Annotated in this window: 22 protein-coding genes; 12 read left to right on the top strand and 10 right to left on the bottom strand. The window is 69.3% G+C overall.

Annotated features, from left to right (window positions below; all coding sequences use genetic code 11):
- The first annotated feature begins 2 nt into the window (after positions 1-2).
- Both AB1K54_RS02375 and AB1K54_RS02370 read left to right on the top strand, forming a co-directional pair.
- Complete coding sequence (locus AB1K54_RS02375; RefSeq protein WP_371201088.1) at positions 3-356, top strand: Fe-S protein; 354 nt, start codon at positions 3-5, stop codon at positions 354-356.
- Positions 357-598: 242 nt separating this feature from the next.
- The gene (locus tag AB1K54_RS02370) at positions 599-2062 is read left to right on the top strand and encodes an MFS transporter (RefSeq protein ID WP_371201087.1); all 1464 of its coding nucleotides are present in this window, start codon (positions 599-601) and stop codon (positions 2060-2062) included.
- A gap of 99 nt (positions 2063-2161) precedes the next feature.
- Here AB1K54_RS02370 and AB1K54_RS02365 read toward each other — a convergent pair whose 3' ends face one another.
- Genes AB1K54_RS02365 through AB1K54_RS02355 form a run of 3 tightly spaced genes read right to left on the bottom strand, consistent with a single transcriptional unit; the run spans position 2162 to position 4820 of the window.
- Positions 2162-2986, bottom strand: coding sequence for an ABC transporter permease (locus tag AB1K54_RS02365; protein WP_371201086.1), 825 nt, complete (start codon positions 2984-2986; stop codon positions 2162-2164).
- Positions 2983-3870 (bottom strand): ABC transporter permease, encoded by an 888-nt coding sequence (locus AB1K54_RS02360; RefSeq protein ID WP_371201085.1) that lies wholly within the window; start codon positions 3868-3870, stop codon positions 2983-2985. Before AB1K54_RS02360 ends, AB1K54_RS02365 begins: the two co-directional genes overlap by 4 nt.
- 8 nt (positions 3871-3878) lie before the next feature.
- Positions 3879-4820, bottom strand: coding sequence for an ABC transporter ATP-binding protein (locus AB1K54_RS02355; protein ID WP_371201084.1), 942 nt, complete (start codon positions 4818-4820; stop codon positions 3879-3881).
- A gap of 193 nt (positions 4821-5013) precedes the next feature.
- On the opposite strand from AB1K54_RS02355, the gene AB1K54_RS02350 reads away from it, so the two are divergent.
- Entirely contained in the window at positions 5014-6132 is a 1119-nt protein-coding gene (locus tag AB1K54_RS02350; protein ID WP_371201083.1) for a 5-methyltetrahydropteroyltriglutamate--homocysteine S-methyltransferase, read from the top strand.
- A gap of 265 nt (positions 6133-6397) precedes the next feature.
- Here AB1K54_RS02350 and AB1K54_RS02345 read toward each other — a convergent pair whose 3' ends face one another.
- The 4 genes from AB1K54_RS02345 to AB1K54_RS02330 are packed head-to-tail and all read right to left on the bottom strand — an operon-like array spanning position 6398 to position 9893.
- On the bottom strand, positions 6398-7345 hold the full coding sequence (locus AB1K54_RS02345; RefSeq protein WP_371201082.1) for a VOC family protein: 948 nt from the start codon (positions 7343-7345) through the stop codon (positions 6398-6400).
- 28 nt (positions 7346-7373) lie between these two features.
- On the bottom strand, positions 7374-8450 hold the full coding sequence (locus tag AB1K54_RS02340) for a 4-oxalomesaconate tautomerase (RefSeq protein WP_371201081.1): 1077 nt from the start codon (positions 8448-8450) through the stop codon (positions 7374-7376).
- Positions 8437-9129: a 4-carboxy-4-hydroxy-2-oxoadipate aldolase/oxaloacetate decarboxylase gene (locus tag AB1K54_RS02335; RefSeq protein WP_371201080.1), complete on the bottom strand. Its 693-nt coding sequence runs from the start codon at positions 9127-9129 to the stop codon at positions 8437-8439. Before AB1K54_RS02335 ends, AB1K54_RS02340 begins: the two co-directional genes overlap by 14 nt.
- 8 nt (positions 9130-9137) lie before the next feature.
- Positions 9138-9893 (bottom strand): PIG-L deacetylase family protein, encoded by a 756-nt coding sequence (locus tag AB1K54_RS02330; RefSeq protein WP_371201079.1) that lies wholly within the window; start codon positions 9891-9893, stop codon positions 9138-9140.
- Positions 9894-10131: 238 nt separating this feature from the next.
- Between AB1K54_RS02330 and AB1K54_RS02325 the strand changes: the two genes are divergently transcribed.
- The gene (locus tag AB1K54_RS02325; protein WP_371201078.1) at positions 10132-11538 is read left to right on the top strand and encodes an aminomethyl transferase family protein; all 1407 of its coding nucleotides are present in this window, start codon (positions 10132-10134) and stop codon (positions 11536-11538) included.
- A 142-nt stretch (positions 11539-11680) separates the two neighbouring features.
- On the opposite strand, the gene AB1K54_RS02320 is transcribed toward AB1K54_RS02325, so the two are convergent.
- Positions 11681-12457: a DUF1932 domain-containing protein gene (locus AB1K54_RS02320; protein WP_371201077.1), complete on the bottom strand. Its 777-nt coding sequence runs from the start codon at positions 12455-12457 to the stop codon at positions 11681-11683.
- Positions 12458-12661: 204 nt separating this feature from the next.
- Between AB1K54_RS02320 and AB1K54_RS02315 the strand changes: the two genes are divergently transcribed.
- Genes AB1K54_RS02315 through AB1K54_RS02295 form a run of 5 tightly spaced genes read left to right on the top strand, consistent with a single transcriptional unit; the run spans position 12662 to position 17362 of the window.
- The gene (locus AB1K54_RS02315; protein ID WP_371201076.1) at positions 12662-13444 is read left to right on the top strand and encodes an ABC transporter ATP-binding protein; all 783 of its coding nucleotides are present in this window, start codon (positions 12662-12664) and stop codon (positions 13442-13444) included.
- Positions 13431-14141: an ABC transporter ATP-binding protein gene (locus AB1K54_RS02310; RefSeq protein WP_371201075.1), complete on the top strand. Its 711-nt coding sequence runs from the start codon at positions 13431-13433 to the stop codon at positions 14139-14141. The genes AB1K54_RS02315 and AB1K54_RS02310 overlap by 14 nt, the downstream gene beginning before the upstream one ends.
- Before the next feature lies 1 nt (position 14142).
- A complete protein-coding gene (locus AB1K54_RS02305) occupies positions 14143-15024 on the top strand; it encodes a branched-chain amino acid ABC transporter permease (RefSeq protein WP_371201074.1) in 882 nt (293 codons plus the stop codon).
- Positions 15024-16091 carry a branched-chain amino acid ABC transporter permease gene (locus tag AB1K54_RS02300; RefSeq protein WP_371201073.1) on the top strand — a complete coding sequence of 356 codons (1068 nt, stop codon included), beginning with the start codon at positions 15024-15026 and terminating at the stop codon, positions 16089-16091. Before AB1K54_RS02305 ends, AB1K54_RS02300 begins: the two co-directional genes overlap by 1 nt.
- Before the next feature lie 2 nt (positions 16092-16093).
- On the top strand, positions 16094-17362 hold the full coding sequence (locus AB1K54_RS02295; RefSeq protein WP_371201072.1) for an ABC transporter substrate-binding protein: 1269 nt from the start codon (positions 16094-16096) through the stop codon (positions 17360-17362).
- Positions 17363-17436: 74 nt separating this feature from the next.
- Here the strand turns inward: AB1K54_RS02295 and AB1K54_RS02290 are convergent, their stop codons facing one another.
- The gene (locus tag AB1K54_RS02290) at positions 17437-18090 is read right to left on the bottom strand and encodes a GntR family transcriptional regulator (RefSeq protein ID WP_371201071.1); all 654 of its coding nucleotides are present in this window, start codon (positions 18088-18090) and stop codon (positions 17437-17439) included.
- A gap of 243 nt (positions 18091-18333) precedes the next feature.
- Here AB1K54_RS02290 and AB1K54_RS02285 point away from each other — a divergent pair, with 243 nt between their 5' ends.
- Both AB1K54_RS02285 and AB1K54_RS02280 read left to right on the top strand, forming a co-directional pair.
- Positions 18334-19833: an aldehyde dehydrogenase family protein gene (locus AB1K54_RS02285; protein ID WP_371201070.1), complete on the top strand. Its 1500-nt coding sequence runs from the start codon at positions 18334-18336 to the stop codon at positions 19831-19833.
- 286 nt (positions 19834-20119) lie between these two features.
- Positions 20120-22129: an ABC transporter transmembrane domain-containing protein gene (locus AB1K54_RS02280; protein ID WP_371201069.1), complete on the top strand. Its 2010-nt coding sequence runs from the start codon at positions 20120-20122 to the stop codon at positions 22127-22129.
- Positions 22130-22266: 137 nt separating this feature from the next.
- Here the strand turns inward: AB1K54_RS02280 and AB1K54_RS02275 are convergent, their stop codons facing one another.
- A complete protein-coding gene (locus AB1K54_RS02275) occupies positions 22267-24129 on the bottom strand; it encodes a phosphoenolpyruvate carboxykinase (GTP) (protein WP_371201160.1) in 1863 nt (620 codons plus the stop codon).
- Positions 24130-24241: 112 nt separating this feature from the next.
- Between AB1K54_RS02275 and AB1K54_RS02270 the strand changes: the two genes are divergently transcribed.
- Positions 24242-25684: a helix-turn-helix domain-containing protein gene (locus AB1K54_RS02270; protein WP_371201068.1), complete on the top strand. Its 1443-nt coding sequence runs from the start codon at positions 24242-24244 to the stop codon at positions 25682-25684.
- The last annotated feature ends 22 nt before the right edge of the window (positions 25685-25706 follow it).

The following is a 25706-nucleotide window of genomic DNA, read 5'->3' as shown; positions in this document are numbered from 1 at the left end:
GCATGGAGATCCTGCGTCACATCGTCGTGCTCGTCCACCTCGTCGGCTTCGCGATCCTGTTCGGCGCGTGGGTCGTCGAACTGGCGACCCGCCGGTACCAGCTCACGCGCCTCATGAACGGGGGGCTTGCGATCGCGGGCGTGGCGGGCCTCATCCTCGCCGCGCCGTGGAGCTTCGCGGACGAGCCGAACTACGTCAAGATCGGCGTCAAGCTCGTGATCCTCATCGTGATCGGGGCACTCCTCGGCATCGGCGCCGGACGCCAGCGCAAGAGCGGCAGCGCCCCGCGCGCGATCTTCTGGCTCGTCGGCATTCTGACGCTCGCCAACGCCGCGATCGCGGTCATCTGGCGCTGACCCGTTCGCTGTCCGTGAGGGATGCCGTCGCGTCGGGTCGGGGCATCCGTGACCGCTCTCATCGACCATAGGCAGCGCGCGGATCAGGCGCTATACTGGCGCGGTCGTCGGGAGACCCCCCGCCCGACGTCACCGGTGCCCGCCCCCGTGTTGACCCCGTGGCACGCCACCCCTGTGCCACGCCGTCACCCGCCGGAACGTCCCAACAGGACGCGCGAGTCTTCTCCCCGACAGGTCCCCCCATGACTTCCACCGCAGCCACCTCCACTGCCACAGAATCCGCACCAGCCCCCACCAACCCCCGCTCCCGAGTCATCCTCGCGAGCCTGGTCGGCACGACGATCGAGTTCTACGACTTCTACGCGTACGCGACCGCCGCCGTCCTCGTCTTTCCCATCCTCTTCTTCCCCACCGGCGACGATACGACGGCACTGCTGGCGTCGTTCGGCGTCTTCGGCGCGGCCATGGTCGCCCGCCCCATCGGCGCGATCGTGTTCGGCCACTTCGGCGACCGGTTCGGCCGCAAAGCGACTCTCGTCGCGTCCCTTCTCACGATGGGCATCGCGACGTTCCTGATCGGGTGCCTGCCCACCTACAACGAGATCGGCTGGTGGGCGGCGCTGCTGCTGCTCGTGCTGCGTCTCTGCCAGGGCTTCGCGCTCGGCGGCGAGTGGTCGGGTGCGGCGCTGGTCGCGACCGAGAACGCGCCGAAGGGCAAGCGCGCCTGGTATGGCACGTTCCCGCAGCTGGGCGCGCCGATCGGCTTCATCATCGCGAACGGGGTCTTCCTCACGATCAACTTCGCACTGCCGCACCCCGACGGCGGCGCGCAGCGCTCCGAGGCGTTCCTGGCGTGGGGATGGCGTGTTCCGTTCCTGTTCTCGGCGATCATGGTCATCATCGGCCTGTGGGTGCGTCTGCGTCTGGTCGAGTCGAGCACCTTCGCGAAGGCCGAGGCGAAGGGCGCCCTCAAGAGGTTCCCGCTGGGCAGCGTCATCCGTCACAACTGGTGGCAGCTCATCCTCGGCACGTTCATCATGCTGGCGACCTACGTGCTCTTCTACCTGATGACCAGCTTCACGCTGTCGTACGGCACCAAGCCCACGCTCGAGGGCGCCCAGACCGCGGCCGAGACCGCCGGCACACCGTTCGACCCGGCCGCGTACGTGCCCGGCCTCGGGTTCGGCTACACCGACTTCGTGATCATGCAGATCATCGGTGTGGTGTTCTTCGGCGTGTTCACGCTGATCTCGGGCCCGCTCGCCGATTCCATCGGCCGCAAGAAGCTGCTCATCTGGGTGACGGCCGGCATCATCGTGTTCGGCCTGATGTTCACCGTGTTCCTCGTGCCGCAGGCCGACCCGAAGTTCACCGGCGCCCTCGTTCAGGCGTGCCTGGTGTTCGGCTTCGTGCTGATGGGCGTGACGTTCGGCCCGATGGGCGCGGTGCTTCCCGAGCTGTTCCCGACGAACACCCGCTACACCGGCTCGGCCATCTCGTACAACGTGTCGTCGATCCTCGGCGCGGCCCTGGCCCCGATCATCGCGGTCGCCCTGTGGGCCGCGGCGGGCGGCTCGCCGTGGCTCGTCGGCGTGTACCTCTCGGGCGCCGGCGTGCTCACCCTCGTCGCGCTGCTGCTGTCGAAAGAGACGAAGGACGTCGACTACGACGAGAACATCGGCCTCGGAGTGACCGGCTCGCTTTAACCCCGTCATCGACCGCAGAAGAGCGGATGCCTCGTGCCGGGGCATCCGCTCTTCTCTTTCGCAGTCGCAGACGACCGCCCCCGCGGCAGGCCCGTGGGCTCAGCCGAGGAAGAGCGCCCGCAGGCGCTTGGTCGTGAACACGAGGCCGAGGCCGATCATCACGACGTAGTAGAGCACGTGCCACAGCATGCCGGGATGCAGCGCCCCGGTCGTGAGGCCGCGGATCAGCTCGACACCGTGCCACAGCGGGAACGCCTGCACGATCACCTGCACCCACTCGGGGTAGACGGTGATCGGGTAGAAGGTCGCCGAGAACAGGAACATCGGCAGCAGCACGAAGTTGATGAGGTCCATCTGCTGGAAGACCTTCATGTAGCTGGTGACCGCCATGCCGACCGCGGCGAACCCGAAGGCGATCATCACCACCGCGGGCAGGGCCAGGATCGCCGTCCAGGCGAGGTTCAGGCCGAACACCTGCATGATCGCCAGGAAGCCCGACGCGTAGACCAGGCCGCGCAGCAGCGCATAGACGATCTCGCCGAGCGCGACGTCGAGCGGCCCGAGCGAGGTCGCGAGCATCGCCTCGTAGAGCTTCGCGTAGTTCATCTTGAAGAAGACGTTCCACGTCGAGTCGTAGATCGCGCCGTTCATGGCCGACACCGCGAGCAGCGCCGGTGCGATGAACGCGGCGTACGGAACGGCCAACCCCGCGGAGGTCTCGACGTCGCCGATGAGGGCGCCGAGGCCGATGCCGAGCGAGGCGAGGTAGAGCACGGGCTCGAAGAAGCCCGACAGCACCACGACCCAGCTCGACGAGCGCGCGGCCACGAGTCCGCGCTGCACGACGGCGCCGGGGTTGCCCGCGTAGAGCGCGCGCACGCCGCCGGTGCGCATCGACGTGTCGGTGGTCGCAGCCGCGGTCATTTCGCCAACCTCCTCGCGAAGACGCGCCGCGCGAGCACATAGCCCACGACGGCGAGCACGACGAGGTATGCGAGGTGCACGGCGAGGAGCGCCGGATCGGTGGGCCGGCCGTACATGAGCGTGCGGCCGAGGTCGGTCGCATGCCACAGCGGCGAGATCCAGCCGATCCACTGCAGCCAGACCGGGAGGGTGTCCAGCGCGTAGAACGTGCCCGAGAACAGGAACATCGGCATGAAGACGAACCTCTGCACCAGCGCGAACTGTCCCTTGTCCTCTTCGATCGAGGCTGCGTACGCCATGAGCGGGGCGCCGAACGCCCACCCGCCGAGCACGCCTACCGCGATCGCGATCCAGCCGGTCTCAGGGGTCAGCAGCGGCCCCGGCGGGAAGACGAGCCCGAACAGCCAGATGAACAGGTAGTAGCCGGCGGATGCCACGACGATGCGCGCGCTCGCCCCCAGCAGCACCCCCGTGGTGATCTGGCCGGGCGAGATCGGCGAGGCGCTGAAGCCGAAGAAGAAGCGCCGCCACTTGAAGCCGTCCATCACCGGGTAGGTGAACTCCTCGGTGCCGACCTGGATCGCCGCGGTCATCAGCAGCGCCGGTGCGACGAACGTCACGTACGGCACCGCCAGGCCCGAGGCATCCGTGATCGGAACCGAGATCAGCGCGGCGAGGCCGAGCGCGAGGCCGAGGAGGTAGAGCACGGGCTGCCCGATCGCGCCGATGACGATGGTCCAGCCGTAGGCGCGCATCGCGCGCACGACGTGCTCGGCGACATAGAGGGCGCCGTTCCCACGGGGTCTTCGGCCCCACTCCATCGCCTCTGCGCGCAGCTCGTCGATCGACGCGTCGACGGCGGCGCGCGGCATCCGTTCGCTCATGCCGTCGCTCATTCGATCAGCGACCTTCCGGTCAGGCGCAGGAACACGTCTTCGAGCGATGAGCGGCGCACGAGCGAGGTCAGAGGTTCCAGGCCCGCGGTCGTGACCCGCTCGAGCGCCTTCTCGCCGTTGTCGGTGTACACCAGGATGCGGTCGGGCAGCACCTCGACACGGTCGCCGATGCCCTGAAGCTGCGGTGCGACCTGTTCGTTGCGGTCGGAGCCGAAGCGCACCTCGAGCACCTCGCGGCTCGAGTGCTCGCGGATGAGCGACGCGGGCGTGCCCTCGGCCATGATGCGGCCCTTGTCTACGACGATGAGCCGGTCGCACAGCTGCTCGGCCTCGTCCATGTAGTGGGTGGTGAGCACGAGGGTCGTGCCGCGCTCTTTGAGGCGGAAGAGGCGGTCCCACAGCACGTGGCGCGCCTGCGGGTCGAGGCCGGTCGTCGGCTCGTCGAGCAGCAGGATGCGCGGGTCGTTGATGAGGCCGCGGGCGATCGTGAGGCGCCGCTTCATGCCGCCCGAGAGCTGGTCGACCTTGCTCTTGGCCTTCTCTTCGAGCTGCGCGAACGCGAGCAGCTCGTCGGCCTTCTGCGCGCAGACCTTGCCGGGCAGGCCGAAGTACCGGCCGTAGATGTAGAGGTTCTCGCGCGCGTTGAGCTCGCCGTCGAGGTTGTCCTGCTGGGGCACGACGCCCAGGCGGGAGCGGATCTCGGGGCCGTACCGGTCGGGGTCGAGCCCCAGGATCGACAGGTCGCCGCTCGTGCGCGTCGAGACGGCGCCCACCATCTTCATCGTCGTGGACTTGCCGGCGCCGTTGGGGCCCAGCAGGCCGAACGACTCGCCGGGCGCGACCTCGAACGAGAGCCCGTCGACCGCGAGGAAGTCGGGCTTGTTCTTGATCTTGTACGCCTTGACGAGGTTCTCGGCTGCGATGACAGGAGCGGGCACCGGACCACCCTAGTCCCGCCTGCCGACACTCGCCGGGCGTGCCGTGCGCTCCCCCGCCCTTCTCGCTTTCGGGCACGTCGCCGCGACGCGGCGCGCGGCGCGGCGTGTTCCGGCGGGTCGCCGGCGAGGGCGGCTGTGTCAGTGGGTGACAGATGCCTCGGCCGCGGCATCCGCCACGCAATAGACTCACGGAATGAGCGTTCGACCCCCGTACCGCGCCGATGTCGTCGGTAGCTTCCTCCGTCCCGCCGCCGTCGCCGAGGCACGGCACGACTTCGCCTCCGGCGACCTCTCCGCGCAGGCGCTGCGCGCCGTCGAAGACGACGCCATCGCAGACCTCGTGCGCAAAGAGGCCGACAACGGCCTCCAGCTCGCCACCGACGGCGAGTTCCGACGCTCGTGGTGGCACTTCGACTTCTTCGGCCTGCTGGACGGCGTCGACATCGTCGAACTCGACCACGGCATCCAGTTCCAGGGCGTGCAGACCCGCCCGCGCGGCATCGAGATCACCGGCAAGATCGGATTCTCGGGCACGCACCCGTTCCTCGACCACTTCCGCGCGCTGAAGGAGGACGCGAAGGCCACCGGCGCGCAGCCGAAGTTCACGATCCCCGCGCCCACGGTGCTCGACTTCCGCCTCGAGCCCGGCCACATCGACCCCTCCTTCTACGACGGCCGCGACGCCATCGTCGACGACCTCGTGCAGGCGTACCGCGACGCCGTCGCCGCGTTCTACGACGCCGGTGCGCGCTACCTGCAGTTCGACGACACCGCGTGGGCCTACCTGTGCTCCGAGGTCGAGCTCGACAAGGCCAAGGAGCGCGGCATCGACACCACCGGCATCGCCGACCGCTACGCGACGCTCCTGAACCGGATCCTCGACGGAAAGCCCGAAGACCTCGTCGTGACGACCCACGTGTGCCGCGGCAACTTCCGCTCCACGTGGATCTCGTCGGGCGGCTATGAGCCGGTCGCCGAGCAGCTGCTGGCGAACACGAACTACGACGGCTACTTCCTCGAGTACGACACCGACCGCGCGGGCGGCTTCGAACCGCTGCGGTTCCTGCCCGCCGGCGACAAGACCGTCGTGCTCGGACTCATCACGTCCAAGAGCGGCGACCTCGAGAACCCCGACGACGTCAAGCGCCGCATCGACGAGGCAGCGAAGTTCGCGCCGCTGGGCCAACTCGCCCTGAGCCCGCAGTGCGGCTTCGCCTCGACCGAAGAGGGCAACGTCCTGACCGAAGACCAGCAGTGGGCCAAGGTCCGCTCGGTCGTCGGCATCGCCGAGGACGTGTGGGGCGACAGCTGACCCGCATCGATCAGTGAGAGGGGCGGATGCACGCGGCATCCGCCCCTCTCTTCATTCCAGGCCCGTCGGTGTGAAGCCGCGCACGAGAACAGGAGATCTCGCGAGAGCAGGACGTTCTGGCCGGAATCGTCCTGTTCTGGTCGAATCCCCTGATTCGGTCACGGCGAAGCCGCGCCGACTCACGGCGGGAAGCCCTCGGAGGGGCAAGGGGGATGCCACGCCGCCCCGGCACCCCCCGGTCTCGGCCCCCGGTCTCGGCCCCTGGTCAGATCAGCGGCGTGCCGTGCGTGTGGAACGACTCGATCGTCTTCATGCCCCACGCCTGGCCCTTCTTGCGCTCCTGTTCGCTCCACTCGACCACAGGCTGGTCGGGATCCAGCAGCAGGCGCGCTCCGGCGTTCGCGAACTCGATGCGGTTGCCGCCCGGCTCCCACACGTAGAGGAAGAACGTCTGGTTGATAGCGTGCTTGTGCGGGCCGGACTCGATGTGGATGCCGTTTTCGAGGAAGATGTCGGCGGCCTTCAGGATGTCTTCACGCGTGTCGGGCGCGAACGCGATGTGGTGCAGGCGGTTGCCGTGCTTGGTCCAGTCGTCGGAGTACACGATGTCGTACGACTTCAGGCTGAAGTGGAACCACCACGCGGCGAACTTGCCGTTGTCCAGGCGGATGCGCTCGGACTCGCGCATGCCGAGCGCGTCGCGCAGGAACTCGCCGTTCGCCTCGACGTCCTTCGCGAGGAAGTTGATGTGGTCCAGGCGTCGGGCGTTCACGCCGTGGCCGGGAAAGCGCGAGGCCTGGTTCTTGAGCGACGGGGCGTCGTCGGTGGCGACATAGCGCTCGGTCTCGTAGTAGATGCCGAACGAGTGCCCGTCGGGGTCGCGGAACGAGTAGGTCGGGCCGGTGCCGACCTCGCCGTCGATCCAGCCCTCGCCGAGTCCGGTCGCCTCGATCGCGGCGACGCGGCGTTCGAGGGCCTCCTGCGACGAGGCGCGCACCGTCGTGCGGCCCACGCCCGCGGCATCCGATGCCGTCAGCTTGATCGTGTAGAGCTGGTACTCGTCCCACGTGCGCAGGTACACCGAGTCGCCCTCTTCGTGCACGGCGCGCATCGAAAGCAGGTCCTCGAAGAACCAGCGGCTCTTGTCGAACGTGGGGGTGAGCAGTTCGACGTTCCCGAGGTGGGCGACGTCGAACGAAGTGGAGTCGGTCATGTGCTGCGTCCTCTCTGACAGCGGTTGGTTAGAGGCGGGGTCGCGCGAACACGACTCCGTCGAAGAGCTTGCGGGCCGTGCGCACCGAGGTCGACGTGCCGTGCCAGACCCCGGCGGAGTCCTGCGAGACGCTCACGCGTGCGTCGAAGACGCCGGACGGATGCTCGATCCCCAGCGCCCCTTCGGCGGGCACGATCGCCAGGTCGGCGCCGACGGCCCCGGGAATGCGGACGCCCGCCGCCACCGAGGCTGCCATGAGCACACCGATCGAGGTGTGCACGCGGTGCGGGATGAACGCGCGGGTCGAGACGGCCCCGCCGCCGCGCGGGGGCGAGAGCAGGAACACCTTCGGGACGGTCTGCGAGGTGACGTCGCCGAGGCCGAACATCGGGCCCGCGGCGAGGCGGATCCGCTCGAGCGCCGCGGCGAGGTCGGGGCGAGCCTCGAGATCGTCCGGAGTCTGGTCACCCGTGACGCCGAACTCGTCGGCGCGCAGCAGCACCACGGGCATGCCGTTGTCGATGAGGGTGGCCTCGTGGCCGTCGATCACATCGACCACACGCCCGGTCGGCAGCAGCGGCGTTGCGCCCGAGGCAAGTTCGAGACAGATGCCGCCGGCGGTGCCGGGAACGCCGTCGATCGCGATGTCGCCGTCGTAGTCGGGGCGGCCTCCGGGGGTCGCGAAGACGGCGGTGGAGACATCCCCCGTGTTCACCAGCCGGATGCGCACGCTCGTGCTGTCGCCGCCCGCCGGGACGAGCCCGCGCTCGAGCGCGAAGGGGCCGACGCCGGCCAGCAGGTTGCCGCACGTCTGCGCCGAACTGATGATCGCCTGGTCGACGACGACCTGCAGGAACAGGTAGTCGACGTCGATGCCCGGCTCGGTCGAGGGCGAGACGACAGCGACCTTCGAGGTGAGCGGGTGCGCGCCGCCGATCCCGTCGATCTGTCGCGGGTCGGGACTGCCCATGATCCGCAGCAGCAGGTCGTCGCGCTCGCCCGCGTCGGCGGGCAGATCGCCCGCGAGAAAGTAGGCGCCCTTCGACGTGCCGCCGCGCATCATCATGCAGCGGATGCCGTCACGCACCGCGTCAGCGACCGCCACGCTCGTATTCCTCTTGCGGCACATACACGACACCGAGGTCGTCGAGCACACCGCGCAGCTGGTTGATATCCATCGAGATCTCGCCGGCCTCGTACCTCGCGCGGTTGCGGGCCTCGCGCTGGGCGCGGGACTGCGACGCGGCGAGCGCCTCCGCAGCGCGCGCCCGCGGCACGATCGTGACGCCGTCGTCGTCGGCGACCACGATGTCGCCCGGGTTCACGATGACGCCGCCGAGCACGACCGGCACGTTCACCGAACCCGCAGTGTCCTTCACGGCGCCCTGCGCCGCGACGTGCGCCGTCCACACCGCAAAGCCCATGCGCCGCAGCTCGGCGGTGTCGCGCACGCCTCCGCTGGTCACGTAGCCGCGCACTCCGCGCACCTGCATCTGCGTCGCCATGAGCTCGCCGATGAACCCGAACGGCGAGTCGGTCGTGGGCACCACGACGATCACGTCGCCCTCCTGCGACTGCTCGATCGCGGCGTGCACCATGAGGTTGTCGCCGGGGGCGACCTGCACGGTGATCGCGGAGCCCGAGATCGCGACATCGTGCTGGATGGGGCGGATGCCGGCGCCCGCGTACCCGATGCGCCCCAGCGCCTCGTGCACGGTCGCCGACCCGAACGCGGCGAGCGCGTCGACGATCTCGCGATCGGCGCGCACGATGTCGGTCACCACGACGTGGCTCATTCGAGCACGCCCGTCACCTGCGGGAAGTAGCGCACGTACGCCTCACCCATCGTCTCGTGCGGCAGACCCAGGTTCGGGCCGGCGTTGCGCTTGACCTGCACACCGCGGCGCACCGCGAGGTCGGTGTAGTACGACCACATGTGCTTCTGAGCGGGCAGGCACTCCATCGCCGCGCGCTTGCGCGGGAACGCCTCGGTGATGTCGAGCAGCACGTCGGGGGTGAAGTCGCACTGCTCGGGCTGGTGCGGCTCGAAGAAGAAGACCGGCGGGGCGCCGATGATGTCGTCCTTGGACGGGAACGTGCCGTCGGAGTTGGCGACGCCGATGGCCTGCGCGAGCACGCGCGCCTGCAGCGCCATGCGGGCCGCGGCGGGGTGGTCGCCGTTGTACGGATCAACCAGCGTGTGGGTCAGCACGACCGAGGGCTGCACGCGGCGCATCACGTCGACGAGCTTCGCGACCGCCTCGGGCGATTCGACGAGCGGGTAGTCGCCGAGGTCGAGGAACTCGATCTCGGCGCCGAGGGCGGTTGCCGCGGCCTCGGCCTCTGCGCGGCGGATGGCTTTGATCTCGTCGAGCGATCTGCCCGCGAGCCACTGGCTGGCCGACTCGCCGCGTTCGCCGTACGAGAGGCAGACGACGATCGCGCGCTCGCCGCGCATCGTGGCGGACGCGATCGCGCCGCCCGCGCGCCACACGAAGTCCCCGGCGTGGGCGCTGACGACCAGCAGCGTGTGGGGGTTCTCGGCCATGGGACTCCTCTGCGACTCTCGCTCACGCCGGCGCGCTTCCGCGCGGAGGAGGCGGGCGCGACCCGCTCGACGTCGAGCGGCGGCACCGCCTCCTGATCTCAGGTAACCACACTGCGGGCGCAGTGGTCAAGAAATTGTCTACAATTTTGTCACCGCAGAATATCCCTCTGGACGTAGGGATATTTTGGACCTAGCATCTGGACAACGCCTCGAACAAGGAAGTCGAAGGAACCCCACAATGACCCGCACCCTGCAAGATCTGCTCGACGAGAAGGGCAACGTCGTCGAGATGCTGCGCGACTCGCAGCTCGGCACCTACATCTACCCGGTCGTGCCGGCCGAGTTCACCAACTGGCGCCGCGAGCAGATCGCCTGGCGCGAGGCCGCGGTGCTCTACGACCAGACGCACCACATGGTCAACTTCTTCGTGTCGGGCCCCGACGCGCTGAAGCTGCTGAGCGACACCGGCATCAACAGCTTCGCGAACTTCCCCGTCAACACCGCGAAGCAGTTCGTGCCGACCGCCTCCAACGGCGGCGTCATCGGCGACGGCATCCTCTTCCACGAGTCCCAGGACGACTACGTCTACGTCGGCCGCGCGCCCGGCGCCAACTGGCTGCAGTTCCACGCCGAAACCGGCGGCTACGACGTCGAGTTCCGCTACGACGACCGCTCCCCCTCGCGCCCCTACGGGCAGGCCGTGCACCGCGAGTACCACCGCTTCCAGATCCAGGGCCCGAACGCGTGGGCCATCATCGAGAAGCTCGCCGGCGGGCCAGTCGAGCAGGTCAAGTTCTTCCACATGGGAGAGCTCACGATCGCCGGCGAGCGCGTGCGCACGCTCCGCCACGGCATGGCCGGCGCCCCCGGCCTGGAGATCTGGGGCCCCTACGAGCACCACGCGAAGATCCGCGACGCCGTGCTCGAGGCCGGTCGCGAGTTCGGCATCGAGCCCTGCGGCTCGCGTGCGTACTCATCGAACACTCTCGAGTCCGGCTGGATCCCCTCGCCGCTGCCCGCCGTCTACACCGGCGGCGACATCGAGCGACGCTACCGCGAGTGGCTGCCCGACAACAGCTACGAGGCGATCAACGCCCTCGCCGGCTCGTTCGTGTCGGACGACATCGACGACTACTACCTCAACCCGTGGGAGCTCGGCTACGGCTCGTTCGTGAAGTTCGACCACGACTTCATCGGCCGCGACGCGCTCGCCGAGATCGACCCCGCCGCGCAGCGCAAGAAGGTCACCCTCGCCTGGAACGACGACGACCTCGCGAAGCTGCTCACCACGGTCATCGACCGCGAGGGCCCCGGCTACCAGTTCTTCGACCTTCCCAACGCCAACTACGGATCGTCGAACTACGACGCCGTCATCGACGAGGACGGCACGACCGTCGGCCTGTCGCTGTTCACCGGTGTCACCGCGAACGAGAAGCGCGGCCTGTCGCTCGCGACTGTCGACGCCGACGTGCCGATCGGCGCAGAGGTCCGCGTCGTGTGGGGTGAGCCGAACGGCGGCTCGCGCAAGGCCACGGTGCAGCCGCACGAGCAGCTCGCGGTGCGCGCGATCGTCAGCCCGGTGCCCTACGCGGTGACCGCGCGCACCGAGTACCACGGTGGCTGGCGCACGGTCGGCGTGCGCTGACTCCCCCGCGATCCTCGTCCTGCCCCGCGGGCATCGCGGGGCAGGACGAGAGCGGGCGGATGCCTGAGCGTGCGGATGCTGCGGGCCGCGGCTTCCGCTCGCCGTCGATTCCGTTCAAAGGAATCGAGGACGCAGCGCGGGATCAGGCCTCGCCGGCGACGACGCGCTCGAACCATGCGACCGTGGCCCGCGTGAGGTCGGCGGGCTGGCCTGTCGCCTCGAGCATCGCGAGTGCGGCGCGCATCTCGTGCTCGCGGCGCACCGCATGACGATGGGTGCCGGCATCCATCGCGTCGATCGTGGCGTGCCCGTCGGCGCTCTCGAGCTCGGCGGCGATCTGGTCGCGCACCCAGTCCTCGAGGCCGGCCGCGCGCGCGGCGGTCATGGTCTCCATCACGAGCGCCGCGAGACCCTTCATGTAGACGCTGCGAAGGAGCTTCCTCCGGGCGGCGTCGCCCGGTTCGCCGTCGATCACCTCGACCGGCGCGCCGAAGGGTCCGATCAGCTCGGAAAAGCGCGTCGCCCCGCCTCCACTGGCAAGCAGCGGCGTTCGAAGCCCCGCGCGCAGCACGGGTGCGAGGATGGCGATGTCGGCCATGGCGATCCCCCGCGCCTGGGCGAGGGAGGCGACGGCGCTCTTGGTCCCGGGCGCGGTCGTGTTGAGGTCGGCGTAGAGCGCGGCAGCCGGTACGTGCGACATCGCCTGGGTCGCGGCATCCACCGCCTCGGAGCCCGGCACGAGACACACGACCACGTCGGCTCCGGCGACAGCGCTCGCCACGTCGTCGTGCTGGGTCACCGCAGGGTCGCCCAGCCGCCGGTTCGGGTCGAAGCCGTGCACCTCGGCACCCGCGGCGGCCAGTCCGCGCGCGTACATGCCGCCGGCCTGACCGAGGCCGAGAATCGCGATCGTCGTCATAAGTCGGTCAGCATAGCCGCCACGCAGCCGTCTCGATCACGATTGTGTGTCGACTCGTCAGAAGTGATCCAAAATTGTTGACAATCGTGGCCCGGGCATGGATATGCTCCATGTGCCCGCATCCCACAACGGCACCGACGAGCGATCACGACTCGCTCCCCCTCCCATCGGCACGACGAAGCGACGATCAGAGAAAGGCAGGCGATGGCCGCACAGTTGACCCTGCGTGATGTAAACCTGCACTTCGGCGGCGTCAAGGTGCTCGAAGAGGTCGGTTTCGAGGTCGAGCCCGGACAGGTGTTCGGACTCGTCGGCCCCAACGGCGCCGGAAAGACGTCGCTGTTCAACTGCATCAGCGGCCACTACAAGCCCAGCTCCGGCTCGATCACGATCGACGGCGCCGAGGTGCTCGGGTCCCCCCCGGCGACGCTGTCGCGTCACGGCCTGGCCCGCACGTTCCAACACCCCGCGCTGCAGCTGCGCGAGACGGTGCTCGAGAACGTCATGCTCGGTGCCCACACACGCCTGCCGGGCGGACCCGTCCCGTGGTCGCTGCGCCTGCCCCGCCAGACCCGCTCCGAGAAGCAGCTGCGCGCCGAGGCGCTCGAGCTGCTCGAACGGTACGGGCTGGACTGGGCGGCGGACCTCCACGCCGACGAGCTGTCGCACGGCCTGCACAAGGGCATCGAGCTGTGCCGCGCGCTGCTCATGCGCCCGCGCCTGCTGCTGCTCGACGAGCCGGCGGCGGGCCTGCCGCACTCCGAGGTGCAGCAGCTCATCGCCACCGTGCAGACCCTCCAGGCCGAGGCCGACGTCACCATCGTGATCGTCGAGCACCACATGGGCCTCATCGCGGCCCTCACCGACCGTGTCGTCGTGCTCGACCACGGCCGCAAGCTGATGGAGGGCACCGCGGCCCAGGCGCAGTCCGATCCGCGCGTGATCGAGGCTTACATCGGAAAGGATGCGGCGGATGACGCTGCTTGAGCTCGACGACGTCACCGCGTCCTACGGCCCGGTGCGCGTGCTCGAGGGAATCTCGCTCTCGGTCCCCGAGGGCGGCGCGGTGGGAATCCTCGGCGCCAACGGCGCGGGCAAGACCACCACGCTGCGGGCGATCAGCGGCATGGTGCGCACCGGCGGCTCGATCACGTTCGACGGCCGCAGCATCGCCGGTCTCAGCCCCGAGCGCGTGGCCGCGCTCGGCATCGCCCACGTGCCCGAGGGTCGCGGCACGCTCGGCGGGCTGACCGTGCGCGAGAACCTGCGAGTGGGCGCCTACCTGCGCAAAGACAGCAAGAGCGTCCCCGGCGACATCGACTACTGTCTCGACCTGTTCCCGCAGCTGCGCAACCGCATCCGCTCGGCGGCGGCGGCGCTGTCCGGCGGCGAGCAGCAGATGCTCGCGATCGCCCGGGCGTTCATGGCCAAGCCCCGCCTGCTGCTGCTGGACGAGGCATCCCTCGGTCTCGCGCCGGGCACGGCCAAGACCGTCTATGAGGCGATCGGGCGACTGCGCAAGGAGTCCGGCATCGCGATGCTCGTCGTCGAGCAGAACGCGAACCTCGCCTTCACCCTCGTCGAGTCGGCGACGGTCCTCGAGACCGGTCGCAACGTGCTCACCGGCTCGACGGCTGAGCTCAAAGGCATGGACGAGATCCGCCGCGCCTACCTGGGAGGCTGAAGTGGGAGTCTTCATCCAACTCGTCGTCGACGGCCTGTCGACCGGGTCGATCTACGCGGCCCTCGCGCTCGCGATCGTGCTGGTCAACCAGTCGACCGGGCTGATCAACTTCGCCCAGGGCGGGCTCGCGGTGCTGTCGGCATACATCGCCTACACGTTCACGCAGTGGGGCGTGCCGCTGATTCTGGCGATCCTGCTCGCGGTCGCGGTGTCGTTCGTGCTCGGCGGCCTCATCGAGCGGTTCCTGATCCGCCGATTCGAAGGCGGCGACCCCGATACCGCGGTCGTGGTCACGATCGGCCTGCTGACGCTGGCCACCGGGGTGTGCGCCTGGATCTGGGGCTACAACAACCGGCAGTTCCCCTCGCTGTTCTCGCTGGACAGCGTGAACATCCTGGGCGCCACCGTGAGCGTGCGTTCGCTCGGGACGATCCTGGCCATCGTCGTGATCATGGGTCTGCTGCAAGTGCTCTTCCTCGGCACCAAGCTCGGTCTGGCGCTGCGCGCCGTGGCCGTCAACCCCCGCTCGTCGGCACTGTCGGGCCTTCCGGTGGGGCGGCTGCTCATGGTCGGATGGGGCCTCGCCGCGGCGCTCGGCGCCGTGGCCGGCGCGCTTGTCGCGCCCCAGCTCACCCTCACCCCCGGAATGATGGACACCGCACTGGTGTACGCCCTCGCCGCGGTCATCATCGGCGGGCTCAACAGTCCGATCGGGGCCGTGGTCGCCGCGTGGGGAATCGGCGTGCTCGAGAACCTGGCGGCCGTGTACGTGCCGTTCATCGGCCACGACCTCAAGATCGCCGTGCCCTTCATCCTCATCTTCGTGATCCTCATCGTGCGTCCGCAGGGTCTGTTCGGACGGAAAGTCGTGGTGCGAGTCTGATGGCTGCTCTGTCCCGCCTGCTCCAGAACCGCTGGGTCCGCATCGGCCTCATCGTCGTCATCGTCGTGGTGGCGCTGCTGCTTCCGCTCGGGCTGCCGATCTTCTGGAACCAGACCCTCACGCGCATCGGCGTGTACGCGGTCGCCGTGCTCGGTCTGAACATCGTCATGGGGTACACCGGCCAGGTCTCGCTCGGCCAGATCTTCTTCGTCGGCGTCGGTGCGTACGCCACGGCCTGGGCTGTCAACGCCGACGTGAACATCGTGCTGGTCTTCCTCCTCGCGGTGCTGATCCCGGCCGTCATGGGCCTTCTCGTGGCGCTGGCCGCCGCGCGGCTGGGCGGGCTCGCGATCGCGATGGTGACGATCGCCCTGCCGATCGTGGGCGTGCCCCTCGCCAAGCGTCTCGACGTGGTCACCGGAGGCTCGCAGGGAACCTCCGCACGCTTCTCGAGCGCCCCCGAGTGGACCGGCCTGTACGACGACCAGTGGCAGCTGTACATCGTGATGCTCATCGCGCTGGTGGTCTTCGTGCTGGCCCGCAACCTCGTGCGAGGCAAGTTCGGGCGCGCCTTCGCGATCGTGAAAGAGAACGAGGCGGTCGCGGCATCCATGGGCATCTCGCCCTACCGCTACAAAGTGCTCGCCTTCACGATCGCCGCCATGTTCGGCGGTGTCGCCGGGTTCCTCTACATGGTCGCCGTGCAGTACACCTCGCCCGAGACCCTGCACTTCGGCCACTCGATCAGCCTCGTCGCCGCGATGGTCATCGGCGGGGCGGCCAGCATCGCGGGGTCTGTGATCGGCGGTGTCTACTACGTGCTCGTTCCGCAGATGACCAACGCGATCGACCCGAACCTGACGGCCATCATCCAGGGTGTCATCCTGCTCGCCGTGCTGTTCGTGCTCCCCGGCGGGCTCGCGGGGCTCCCACGCCTGTTCCGCCGTGCGCGTCGTCACCGCGAGGGCACGTTCACCGGCGCGATCCCCCAGACCCCTCCGACGCCCGGCTCCCACAGCGCGTCGGCGGAGGGAAACGAAAACACAGAGAGGCAAGGTCAGGCATGAACATGCGCAAGACAGGAAGAGGTGTCGTCGGCATCGTCGCCATGGCGTCGGTCGTCGCGCTCGCCCTCACCGGCTGCGCTCGTGGCGGAGACGACACGAGCAGTGAGGCCACCGGCGACGCAGAAGCCAGCGCCAGCCCCGGCATCACCGACACCACGCTGACGTTCGGCATCACGAGCCCGCTCACGGGTCCGACGGCCGGCCCCGGCAACTGCACGGTCGACGGCACGACCGCCTACTTCGGCGTCAAGAACGCCGAAGGCGGCGTCGAGTTCGGCGACGGCAAGACCCGCACCATCGAGATCAAGGCGTACGACGACACGTACGACCCGCAGAAGGCCCTCGCCAACTTCCAGCAGATGGTGGCCGACGACGTGTTCGCCGGCGGCATCGGCCTGGGCACGCCCACCAACCGCGCGTGGCGCGAGGCGGCGATCGACGAGGAGTTCCCGCAGGTGCTCGTCATGTCGGGCGACCCGATCTTCAGCGACCGCGCCGAGAGCCCGTTCCAGCTCGGCTTCGTCCCGATCTACCAGCAGGAGGGCGCCGCGTTCGGCAAGCTGCTGGCCGACTCGGGCGACGAGCACAAGGTCGCGGTGCTGTACCAGAACGACGACTTCGGCAAGGGCTACGTCGAAGGCTTCAAAGAAGCCATCGAGGGTGCCGGCGGCATCGAGATCGTCAAGGAGCTCTCGTACGAGGCCACCGACACCAGCGTCGACGCGCAGATCACCGAGCTCGCCGCGACCGGCGCTGACGTGATCTTCAACGCGATGTCGATCACCCCGCTCGCCATCGCCGCGCTCCAGAAGGCGCAGCAGATCGGCTGGCTGCCCAGTTGGTTCCTGCCCTCCAACACCTCGAGCCCGCCCGCGATCCTCGAGCCGGGCGGCGCCGACGCCTACCCGGGCATCTACACCGTCGCGTTCTCTCAGTCCGCCTCGAGCCCCGCGTTCCAGGACAGCGACGAGGGCAAGGCGTTCCTCGACGCGCTCGCCGAGTACACCAACCAGGAGGGCGTGCCGGCGTTCCCGCACTGCGTGTGGAGCTGGATCGCGGCATCCGTGCTCGACCAGGCGTTCCAGAAGATGGAAGAGCCCACGCGTGAGAGCTTCCTCGCGGCGCTCGAGAGCATCGACGGCTTCGCTGCGCCGTTCATGCTCGAGGGCTCCTCGATCAACACGACCGTCGACGGCAGGCCCGCCGTGTCGGACGTGCTGGTGCAGAAGTTCAACGGCGCGGGGTACGCCAACGTCGAGAGCTTCGGCTGATCGGCTGATCGGCGCTCACAGTGCGGGGCGGGCCTTCGGGTCCGCCCCGCACTGGCGTGCGGCACGTGCGAGCCTCAGTCCAGACCGCGCAGCACCTGGAGGATGCCGTCGAGGTGGACTCGTGTGGCGGCGGCGGCGGCATCCGCGTCCCGCGCGAGAATGGCGTCGATGATCGCGATGTGCTCGGGAGCGGAGGTCGCGGCACGGCCCGGCAGGAACGCGAGACGGAACTGATGGCGCGCCGATTGGGCGCGCAGCCGCTCGAGCAGCTGGGTGGCCGTCTCGTGGTGGGAGTACTCGCGCACGCGGCGGTCGAGCTCCTGGTTCAGCCGCCCGTACTCGACGAGGTCGGACGAGGCGACCGCCCGCTCGATGCCCTCGCGGATGCCGCGCAGCACGCGGGCGCCGTCGTCGTCGAGGCCCTCCGCAGCCTTGCGGGCGCAGAGCTCCTCGAGGCCGATGCGCACCTCGACGATCTCGATCGCCTCGGCGACGGTGATCGCGCGTACGCGCGCGCCGCGGTTGGGCGGCCTTTCGACCAGGCCTTCGCCGGCGAGGTTGAGCAGCGCGAGACGCACCGATGCGCGGGAGGCGTCGAACCGTTCGGAGATGTCGGCTTCGATCAGACGCTGGTTGGGGGCGAACTCGCCGCCGAGGATCGCCTCACGGATCTCTTGCGTCAGATCCGCACGCTCTTCGGTGGCGACCGATTCCGCCGCGTTCGTCATGACAGTCTGCCTCTCTCACCCCGTCTGTGCTTCGTCTTCGTCGACGATCGCCCCGGCTGCCGCGGCGTTGTCGCCGGCACCCGTCTCTCCTCCACAGGGTAGTGCTCCACGGGATTGGTGACGAGATTTGTGAGAATTCTGTCGCCGATATTGCCCTTGCGCTCCGCGAGGCGCACTCTTGAGTGGGCGGGCGCTTTCGATGCGCACGCATCGATTTCCACGACACGAAAGAGGTGGTCGGCGATGACCGACGTGTTGGAGACTTCCGCGAAGGTGCGGACGGGTCTGTTCATCGGTGGGGTGGAGCGGTTCACCGACGAGGTGTTGTCGGTGGCTGATCCGGGCCGGCCGGGAGTCGTCGTGGGCGAGGCGGCGTCGGCGTCGCCGGCGGATGTCGCGGACGCGGTCGCGGCGGCGAAGGCGGCGTTCCCGGGGTGGGCCGCGTCGGGTGCTGCGGGGCGTGCTGAGGCGATGGCCGCGGCGATCGCGGGGATCGCGGATGACCGGGATGCGGATGCGGCGATCCTGTCGCAGGAGAACGGGAAGATCCGCTTCGAGGCGTGGGTGGACGCGCTGGTGTTCGAGATCCGCTGGAACCTGGCGTTGATGCTCGCCGATCAGGTCGATCACGCGCACACGCTGCCGGTGGTGCCGGGCGCGATCCCGGTGTCCACCGAGGTGGCGTATCAGCCGTTGGGTGTGGTCACGGTGATCGTTCCGTTCAACTGGCCGATCGCGATCCTGGGCGCCTCGCTGCCGCATGCGCTGCTGGCGGGGAACACGGCGATCGTGAAGGTGCCGCCGACCACCCCGCTGGCCACGGCCCGGGTGATCCAGCGGGTGGCGGCGAAGCTGCCCGCGGGGGTGCTGAACGTGATCAGCGGTCGCGACGAGAACATGTCCGGGTTGATCCAGAACCCGGATGTCGCGAAGGTGTGCTTCACCGGAAGCGTCAACGGCGGCAAGCGGATCATGGAGATGGCATCCAAGACCCTCACCCGCGTCACCCTGGAACTGGGCGGCAACGACGCGGCGGTGCTGCTTGCCGACGCGATCCTGGATGACACCCATCTGGACCGCCTGTACGCGGCGATCTACGACACCACCGGGCAGATCTGCATGAACGCCAAACGCGTGTTCGTGCACCGTTCCCGCCTGGACGAACTGGTGTCGGGCCTCGAGCAGCGGCTGAACCAGGCCGTGATCGGGTACGGGCTGGACGAGGGCACCACGATGGGTCCGCTGCACCAGCCCGCGCAGAAGGCATTCGTTCAAGAGATCATCCAGGAAGCCAAAGACGCCGGCGCCGACGTGCGCGAATACGGCACCCTGCCCGGCGGAGACCTCGAAGGCGGCAACTTCCTGCGCCCCGCGCTGGTGATCGACCCCGACCCGGCCCTGCGGGTGGTCACCCAGGAACAGTTCGGACCGGTGATCCCGATCATCCCGTTCGACACCGAAGAAGAAGCGGTCGCGTTGGCCAACGACACCTGGGGCGGCCTGTGCGGCTCCGTGTGGACCGCTGACCCGCAATCCGCGCACCGGGTCGGATCGCAACTGGTCTGCGGGTACGTGTGGGTCAACGACCACGGCGCCACCCGCCTGGACCTGCGCGCCCCGTTCGGCGGCATGAAGCAATCCGGCATCGGCCGCGAACAGGGCATCGAAGGCATCCGCGCCTTCCAGGACACCCGCGCCATCGCCACCATCGACCCCGACGCCCTCGCGGCCATGGCACACTGACCCGCCACGAGGACGCCGACCGGAAAAGGCCTGACCCGAACAGGAACCGTTCCAGCACCGGGCCCGGTGCCGCCCCTGCGGCGCCGGGCCCTTCTTCGTCGGTCGCGGCGGAGCACCCCCGCGCCCAAGAGGTGCGGGTGCGCCGGGCGCGCAGCGTGGGGGATTCCCGGCAGGCGATCGCCGCCGCCCTCGGCGTGTGCCGACAGGCCGCCCGCAAGAAGTACGGTCGAAGGTGGACGTTCGGGCGCTCCCCGCCCACGTCCGTCGAACAAGACGAGGTCTCACCATGTCCACCACCGCACCCGCAGCTGCTCGCACGCGCGGTCGCCGACCGAAGGGCGACGGACCCCGCGCCTCGTTCCGCCAGCTGCTCCCCTACCTGTTCGAGCACCGCGGCACCCTCGCCGTCGTGGTCGTCCTGAGCATCGTGAGCGCGGGAGCGTCGCTCGTGCAGCCGCTTCTCGTCGGCCAGGTGATCGCACGCGTGCAGGCGCAGGCCGACCTGGGACTGCTCGTGTGGGCCCTGGTGGGCTTCGTGCTGCTCGCATCGATCATCTCGGGGTGGCAGCACTACCTGCTGCAGCGCACAGGCACGGCGGTCGTGTACTCGAGCCGGCGCCGCCTCATCGCCCGCATCCTGCACCTGCCGATCAGCGAGTTCGACGCACGCCGCACCGGCGACCTCGTCTCGCGCGTCGGCAGCGACACCACGCTGCTCTACGCCGCACTGACCCAGGGACTCGCCGATTCGGTCGGCAACGCCCTGCTCTTCGTGGGCGCACTGGTCGCGATGGCGATCATCGATCCGCTCCTGCTGGGCATCATCGTGATCGTCATCGGCGTGTCCGTCGCGGGTGTGGGCGCCCTGAGCGGCCGCATCCGCTCCGCCTCGACCGAGCAGCAAGAGAAGGTCGGCGCCCTCGCGTCGGGCGTGGAGCGCGCCGTCGGCTCGATCCGCACGGTGCGCGCGTCGGGAGCGACCGAGCGCGAGGTCGACACGGTCACCGGGCAGGCGACCGACGCATACCACGTGGGTGTGCGCATCGCTCGCGTGTCGTCGCTGGTCGTGCCGATCGCAAGCCTCGCCCTGCAGGTCTCGCTCCTGGTGGTGATCGGGCTGGGTGGCTTCCGCGTCGCGACCGGCGCGCTCTCGATCGGAAGCCTCGTCACCTTCATCATGTTCCTTTTCATGCTCATCGCCCCGCTCGGCTCGTTCTTCGGCGCGATGACCTCGGTGAGCCAGGCGCTGGGCGCGCTCGGGCGCATCCAGGAGGTCCTCGACCTGCCCGCCGAGACCGCGCGCGACGCCGAGATCGCGGCATCCGTCACCGCCTCCGCCGGTCTCGATTCGAGGGGATCTGTCGAAACGAGGAGCGATTCGGGGGCCGGCGACCTCGTCTTGCGAGATCCCCTCCCCTCGCGGGGCGCGCACGCTGCCGCGATCGAGTTCCGCGACGTGCATTTCGCGTACCCCGAGGCCGTCGTCGCCGCGCGACGCAAGGCCGAGACCGAGGCGCTCGCGCTGCTCGAGAACGCGCACGTCGACGCCGCCCTGCTCGAGCTTCCCGAGGGAGCGGATGCCTCGGCCGAGGCATCCGTCGACGAAACGTCCGCCCAGGGTGTGCTGCGAGGCGTGTCGTTCCAGGTGCCGCGCGGCTCGCGCGTCGCGCTCGTGGGGCCCTCGGGCGCGGGCAAGAGCACGACGCTCGCACTCATCGAGCGCTTCTACGACCCCACGCACGGCGCGATCCTGCTCGGCGGGCAGGACGTCCGCACGATGGAGCGCGACGCGCTGCGCGCGCAGCTCGGCTATGTCGAGCAGGATGCCCCGACCCTCGCCGGCACGATCGCCGACAACCTGCGGCTCGCCTCGCCCGAGGCATCCGCTGCCGACTGCGAGCGCGTGCTGCACGCCGTCAACCTCACCGAAGTGCTCGAGCGCAATGCGCTCGGCCTGGACGCGCCGGTCGGCGAGTCGGGCGTGATGCTCTCGGGCGGGGAGCGTCAGCGGCTCGCGATCGCGCGCGCGCTGCTGGCCGCTCCCCCGATCCTGCTGCTGGACGAGTCGACGTCATCGCTCGACGGGCTCAACGAGCAGCGCATGCGCGACGCGATCGACGCCGTCGCGCAGGGCCGCACGCTGGTGGTCATCGCCCATCGCCTCTCGACGGTGGTCGACAGCGACCACATCGTCGTGATGGACCATGGCCGCGTCGTCGGACAGGGCACGCATTCCGAGCTCGTCGAGTCGACGCCGCTGTACCGAGACCTCGCAAGGCACCAGCTGCTGGTCTGACCCGCGCGCGCGCTCACCCGCGTGCCGCTCGCAGCCCGTGCTCTCACCCAACCCCCGCATGGTAACCGTGCGGATCGGGTTGCTTCGGTGTGAGCACGGGCCACGCCGCCAAGGGGCGGGACAGTGTCAGGCGCGGGTCAGGCGCGCTGCAGGCGGTAGCGCAACGAGGCGAGCTCGGTCTGCAGCGCCGCGGGGATGCGACCGTCGAACTTCGCGTAGAACTCCTCGGTGAGGTCGGCCTCGCGAAGCCACGACACGGGGTCCACCGCGAACAGCTCGTCGAGGTCGGCCTGCGTGACGTCGGTGCCATCGAGATCGAGGTCCTGAGGACGCGGCAAGCGCCCGATGGGCGAGTCCACCGCCGGCACCTCGCCGTCGATGCGGCGGATGATCCAGTCGATGACGCGCGCGTTGTCGCCGAAGCCCGGCCACAGGAAGCGTCCGTCCGAGCCCTTGCGGAACCAGTTCACCTGGTAGATGCGCGGCGCCCGGTCAAAGCGCAGCTTCTGGCCGACCTCGATCCAGTGGCCGAAGTAGTCGGCCATGTTGTAGCCGCAGAACGGCAGCATCGCGAACGGGTCGCGACGCAGTTCGCCGACCGTGCCCTCGGCCGCCGCGGTGCGCTCGGACGAGATCGTCGAGCCGAGGAAGACGCCGTGAGTCCAGTCCGTCGCCTCGACGACCAGCGGCACGTTCGTGGCGCGCCGACCGCCGAAGAGGATGACATCCAGCGGCACGCCCTGCGGGGCATCCCAGTCGCCGGCGATCTGCGGGCACTGCGCGGCGCTGACGGTGAAGCGCGAGTTCGGGTGGGCGGCCGGGCGACCGGATGCCGGCGTCCACGGCTTGCCCTCCCAGTCGGTGAGCTCTGCCGGCGGCTCGTCGGTGAGGCCCTCCCACCACACGTCGCCGTCGGGGCGCAGCGCCACGTTGGTGAAGATCGTGTTGCCCCACAGCGTCTCGACCGCCGTGACGTTGGTGGATTCTCCGGTGCCGGGCGCGACGCCGAAGAATCCCGCCTCGGGGTTGATCGCCCACAGGCGCCCGTCCTCACCCGGACGCAACCATGCGATGTCATCGCCGAGAGTCTCGACACGCCACCCGGGAATCGTCGGGCGCAGCATCGCGAGGTTCGTCTTTCCGCACGCCGAGGGGAACGCGGCGGCGACGTGGTAGGCGCGGCCCGCCGGGTCGATGACGCGGATGAGGAGCATGTGCTCGGCGAGCCACCCCTCGTCGCGGCCGATCACCGAGGCGATCCGCAGCGCGAAGCACTTCTTGGCCAGGATCGCGTTGCCGCCGTAGCCCGACCCGTACGACCACACCTCGAGGGTCTCGGGGAAGTGCACGATGTACTTCTCGTCGTTGCAGGGCCACTCGACGTCCTGCTCGCCGGGCGCGAGCGGCGCGCCCACGGAGTGGACCGTCTTTACCCAGTGCTTGCCGGCGGCGATCTCGCGCAGAACACCGGCGCCGACACGGGTCATGATCCCGATGGATGCCACGGCGTAGGCGCTGTCGGTGACCTGCACGCCGATGTGCGAGAGGGGTCCGCCCACCGGGCCCATCGAGAAGGGGACGACGTACATCGTGCGGCCGCGCATCGAGCCGGCGAACACGCCCTGGAGGGTCTCCCGCATCTCGGCGGGCTCGGCCCAGTTGTTGGTGGGGCCGGCGTCGATCGCCTTTTCGGACGCGATGAAAGTACGCGCCTCGGTGCGGGCGACGTCGCTCGGGTGCGAGCGGGCGAGGTACGAGCCGGGGCGCCACTCGGGATTCAGCTTGATGAGCTTGCCCTCGGCGACCATCTCGCGCAGCAGCGCGTCGTTCTCGGCGCGCGAGCCGTCGACCCAGTGGACGCGCTCGGGCTGGGTGAGGGCGGCGATCTCGTCGACCCACGCGTACAGCTCGGCCAGGCCGTCCACTTCGGGCTTGAGCCCATAGACGGGGGCGACCGGGCCCTCTTCGCGAGTGCGGGGGAAGGTGTCGGCGATCGCCATGGCGTTCCTCTCGGTCATGATCCGTGTTCTTCCTCCACTATCCGGGTACACAGCGGGCACTTTCGGTCGTTCGGCGCTATAAGAATCTCAATTCTTTCGATATGATCAAGGAATGACCCCGTCTTCGCTCGAGCTCGCGACTCTCGGCCACCGCATCCGGCATCAGCGGGTCTCGCTCGGACTGACCCTCGACGAGCTCGGAGCCAAGGTCGGCGTCGCCGGCAGTCAGCTCAGCCTCATCGAGAACGGCAAGCGCGAACCCAAGCTGTCGCTCCTGCAGGCCATCGCCCAGGCGGCGGGGGTCGACCTGTCCGAACTGCTGTCGGCCGAGCCGCCGAACCACCGCGCCGCACTCGAGATCGAGCTCGAGCGGGCGCAGTCGAGCTCGGTGTTCCGCCAGCTCGGCTTGGCCCCGGTCAAGATCTCCAAGGGCCTCAGCGACGAGACGATCGAGTCGATCCTTGGCCTGCATCGCGAACTGCAGCGCCGCGAGCGCGAGGCGATCGCGACCCCCGAAGAGGCACGCCGCGCGAACACCGAGCAGCGCCTGCGCATGCGCCACATCGACAACTACCTGCCCGACATCGAGAAGCTCGCCGAGAAGCAGCTCAAGTCGGCCGGGCATGTGTCCGGCGCGCTCACGCACCGCACCGTGAGCGTCATGGCCGAGCAGCTCGGCTTCGAGCTGCTCTACGTCAGCGACCTGCCGCACTCCGCCCGGTCGGTCACCGACCTCGAGAACGGCCGGATCTACCTTCCGCCCGCCTCGATCCCCGGCGGCCACGGCCTGCGCTCGATGGCCCTGCAGGCGATGGCGCACCGGCTGCTGGGCCACACGCCTCCGACCGACTACGCCGACTTCCTGCAGCAGCGCCTCGAGATCAACTACTTCGCGGCGTGCTGCCTCATGCCCGAGACGAACTCCGTCGCGTTCCTGCAGCAGGCGAAGAAGGACCGCGACCTCGCCGTCGAGGACTTCCGCGACGCGTTCGGCGTGACGCACGAGGCGGCGGGCATGCGCATGACCAACCTCATGACCAGGCACCTCGGGATTCCGCTGCACTTCCTGCGGGTCGACGGCTCGGGGGCGATCTCACGCGTCTACGAGAACGACGGGCTGCCCCTGCCCGCCGATGTCACCGGAGCCGTGGACGGCCAGATCGCGTGTCGCAAGTGGGCGGCGCGGGCGGCCTTCGAGGAGCAGAACCGCACCACCGAGCACTACCAGTACACCGACACCCCCAGCGGCACGTTCTGGTGCGCGACGCAGACGGGCACGACCTCGGCCGGCGAGTTCTCGATCACGGTCGGAGTGCCGTTCGACGACGCCAAGTGGTGGCGCGGGCGCGAGACTCACAAGCGCGCCGTGTCGACCTGCCCCGACGAGTCGTGCTGCCGGCGCCCGCCGGCAGGGGTCCGCGAGCGCTGGGAGGGCAAAGCCTGGCCGAGCGCCCGCGTGCACATGCAGATGTTCTCGCCGCTCCCCCGCGGCGCGTTCCCCGGCGTCGATGACAGCGAGGTGTACGCGTTCCTCGATCGGCACGCGGAGGGCTGACGGATGCCGCGGCCGAGCGTGC

This window comes from Microbacterium sp. BWT-B31, assembly GCF_041379855.1.
GTDB lineage: Bacteria > Actinomycetota > Actinomycetes > Actinomycetales > Microbacteriaceae > Microbacterium.
The sequence above is the reverse complement of the archived record's forward strand: the minus strand, read 5'-3'. Positions and strand labels throughout refer to the sequence as shown.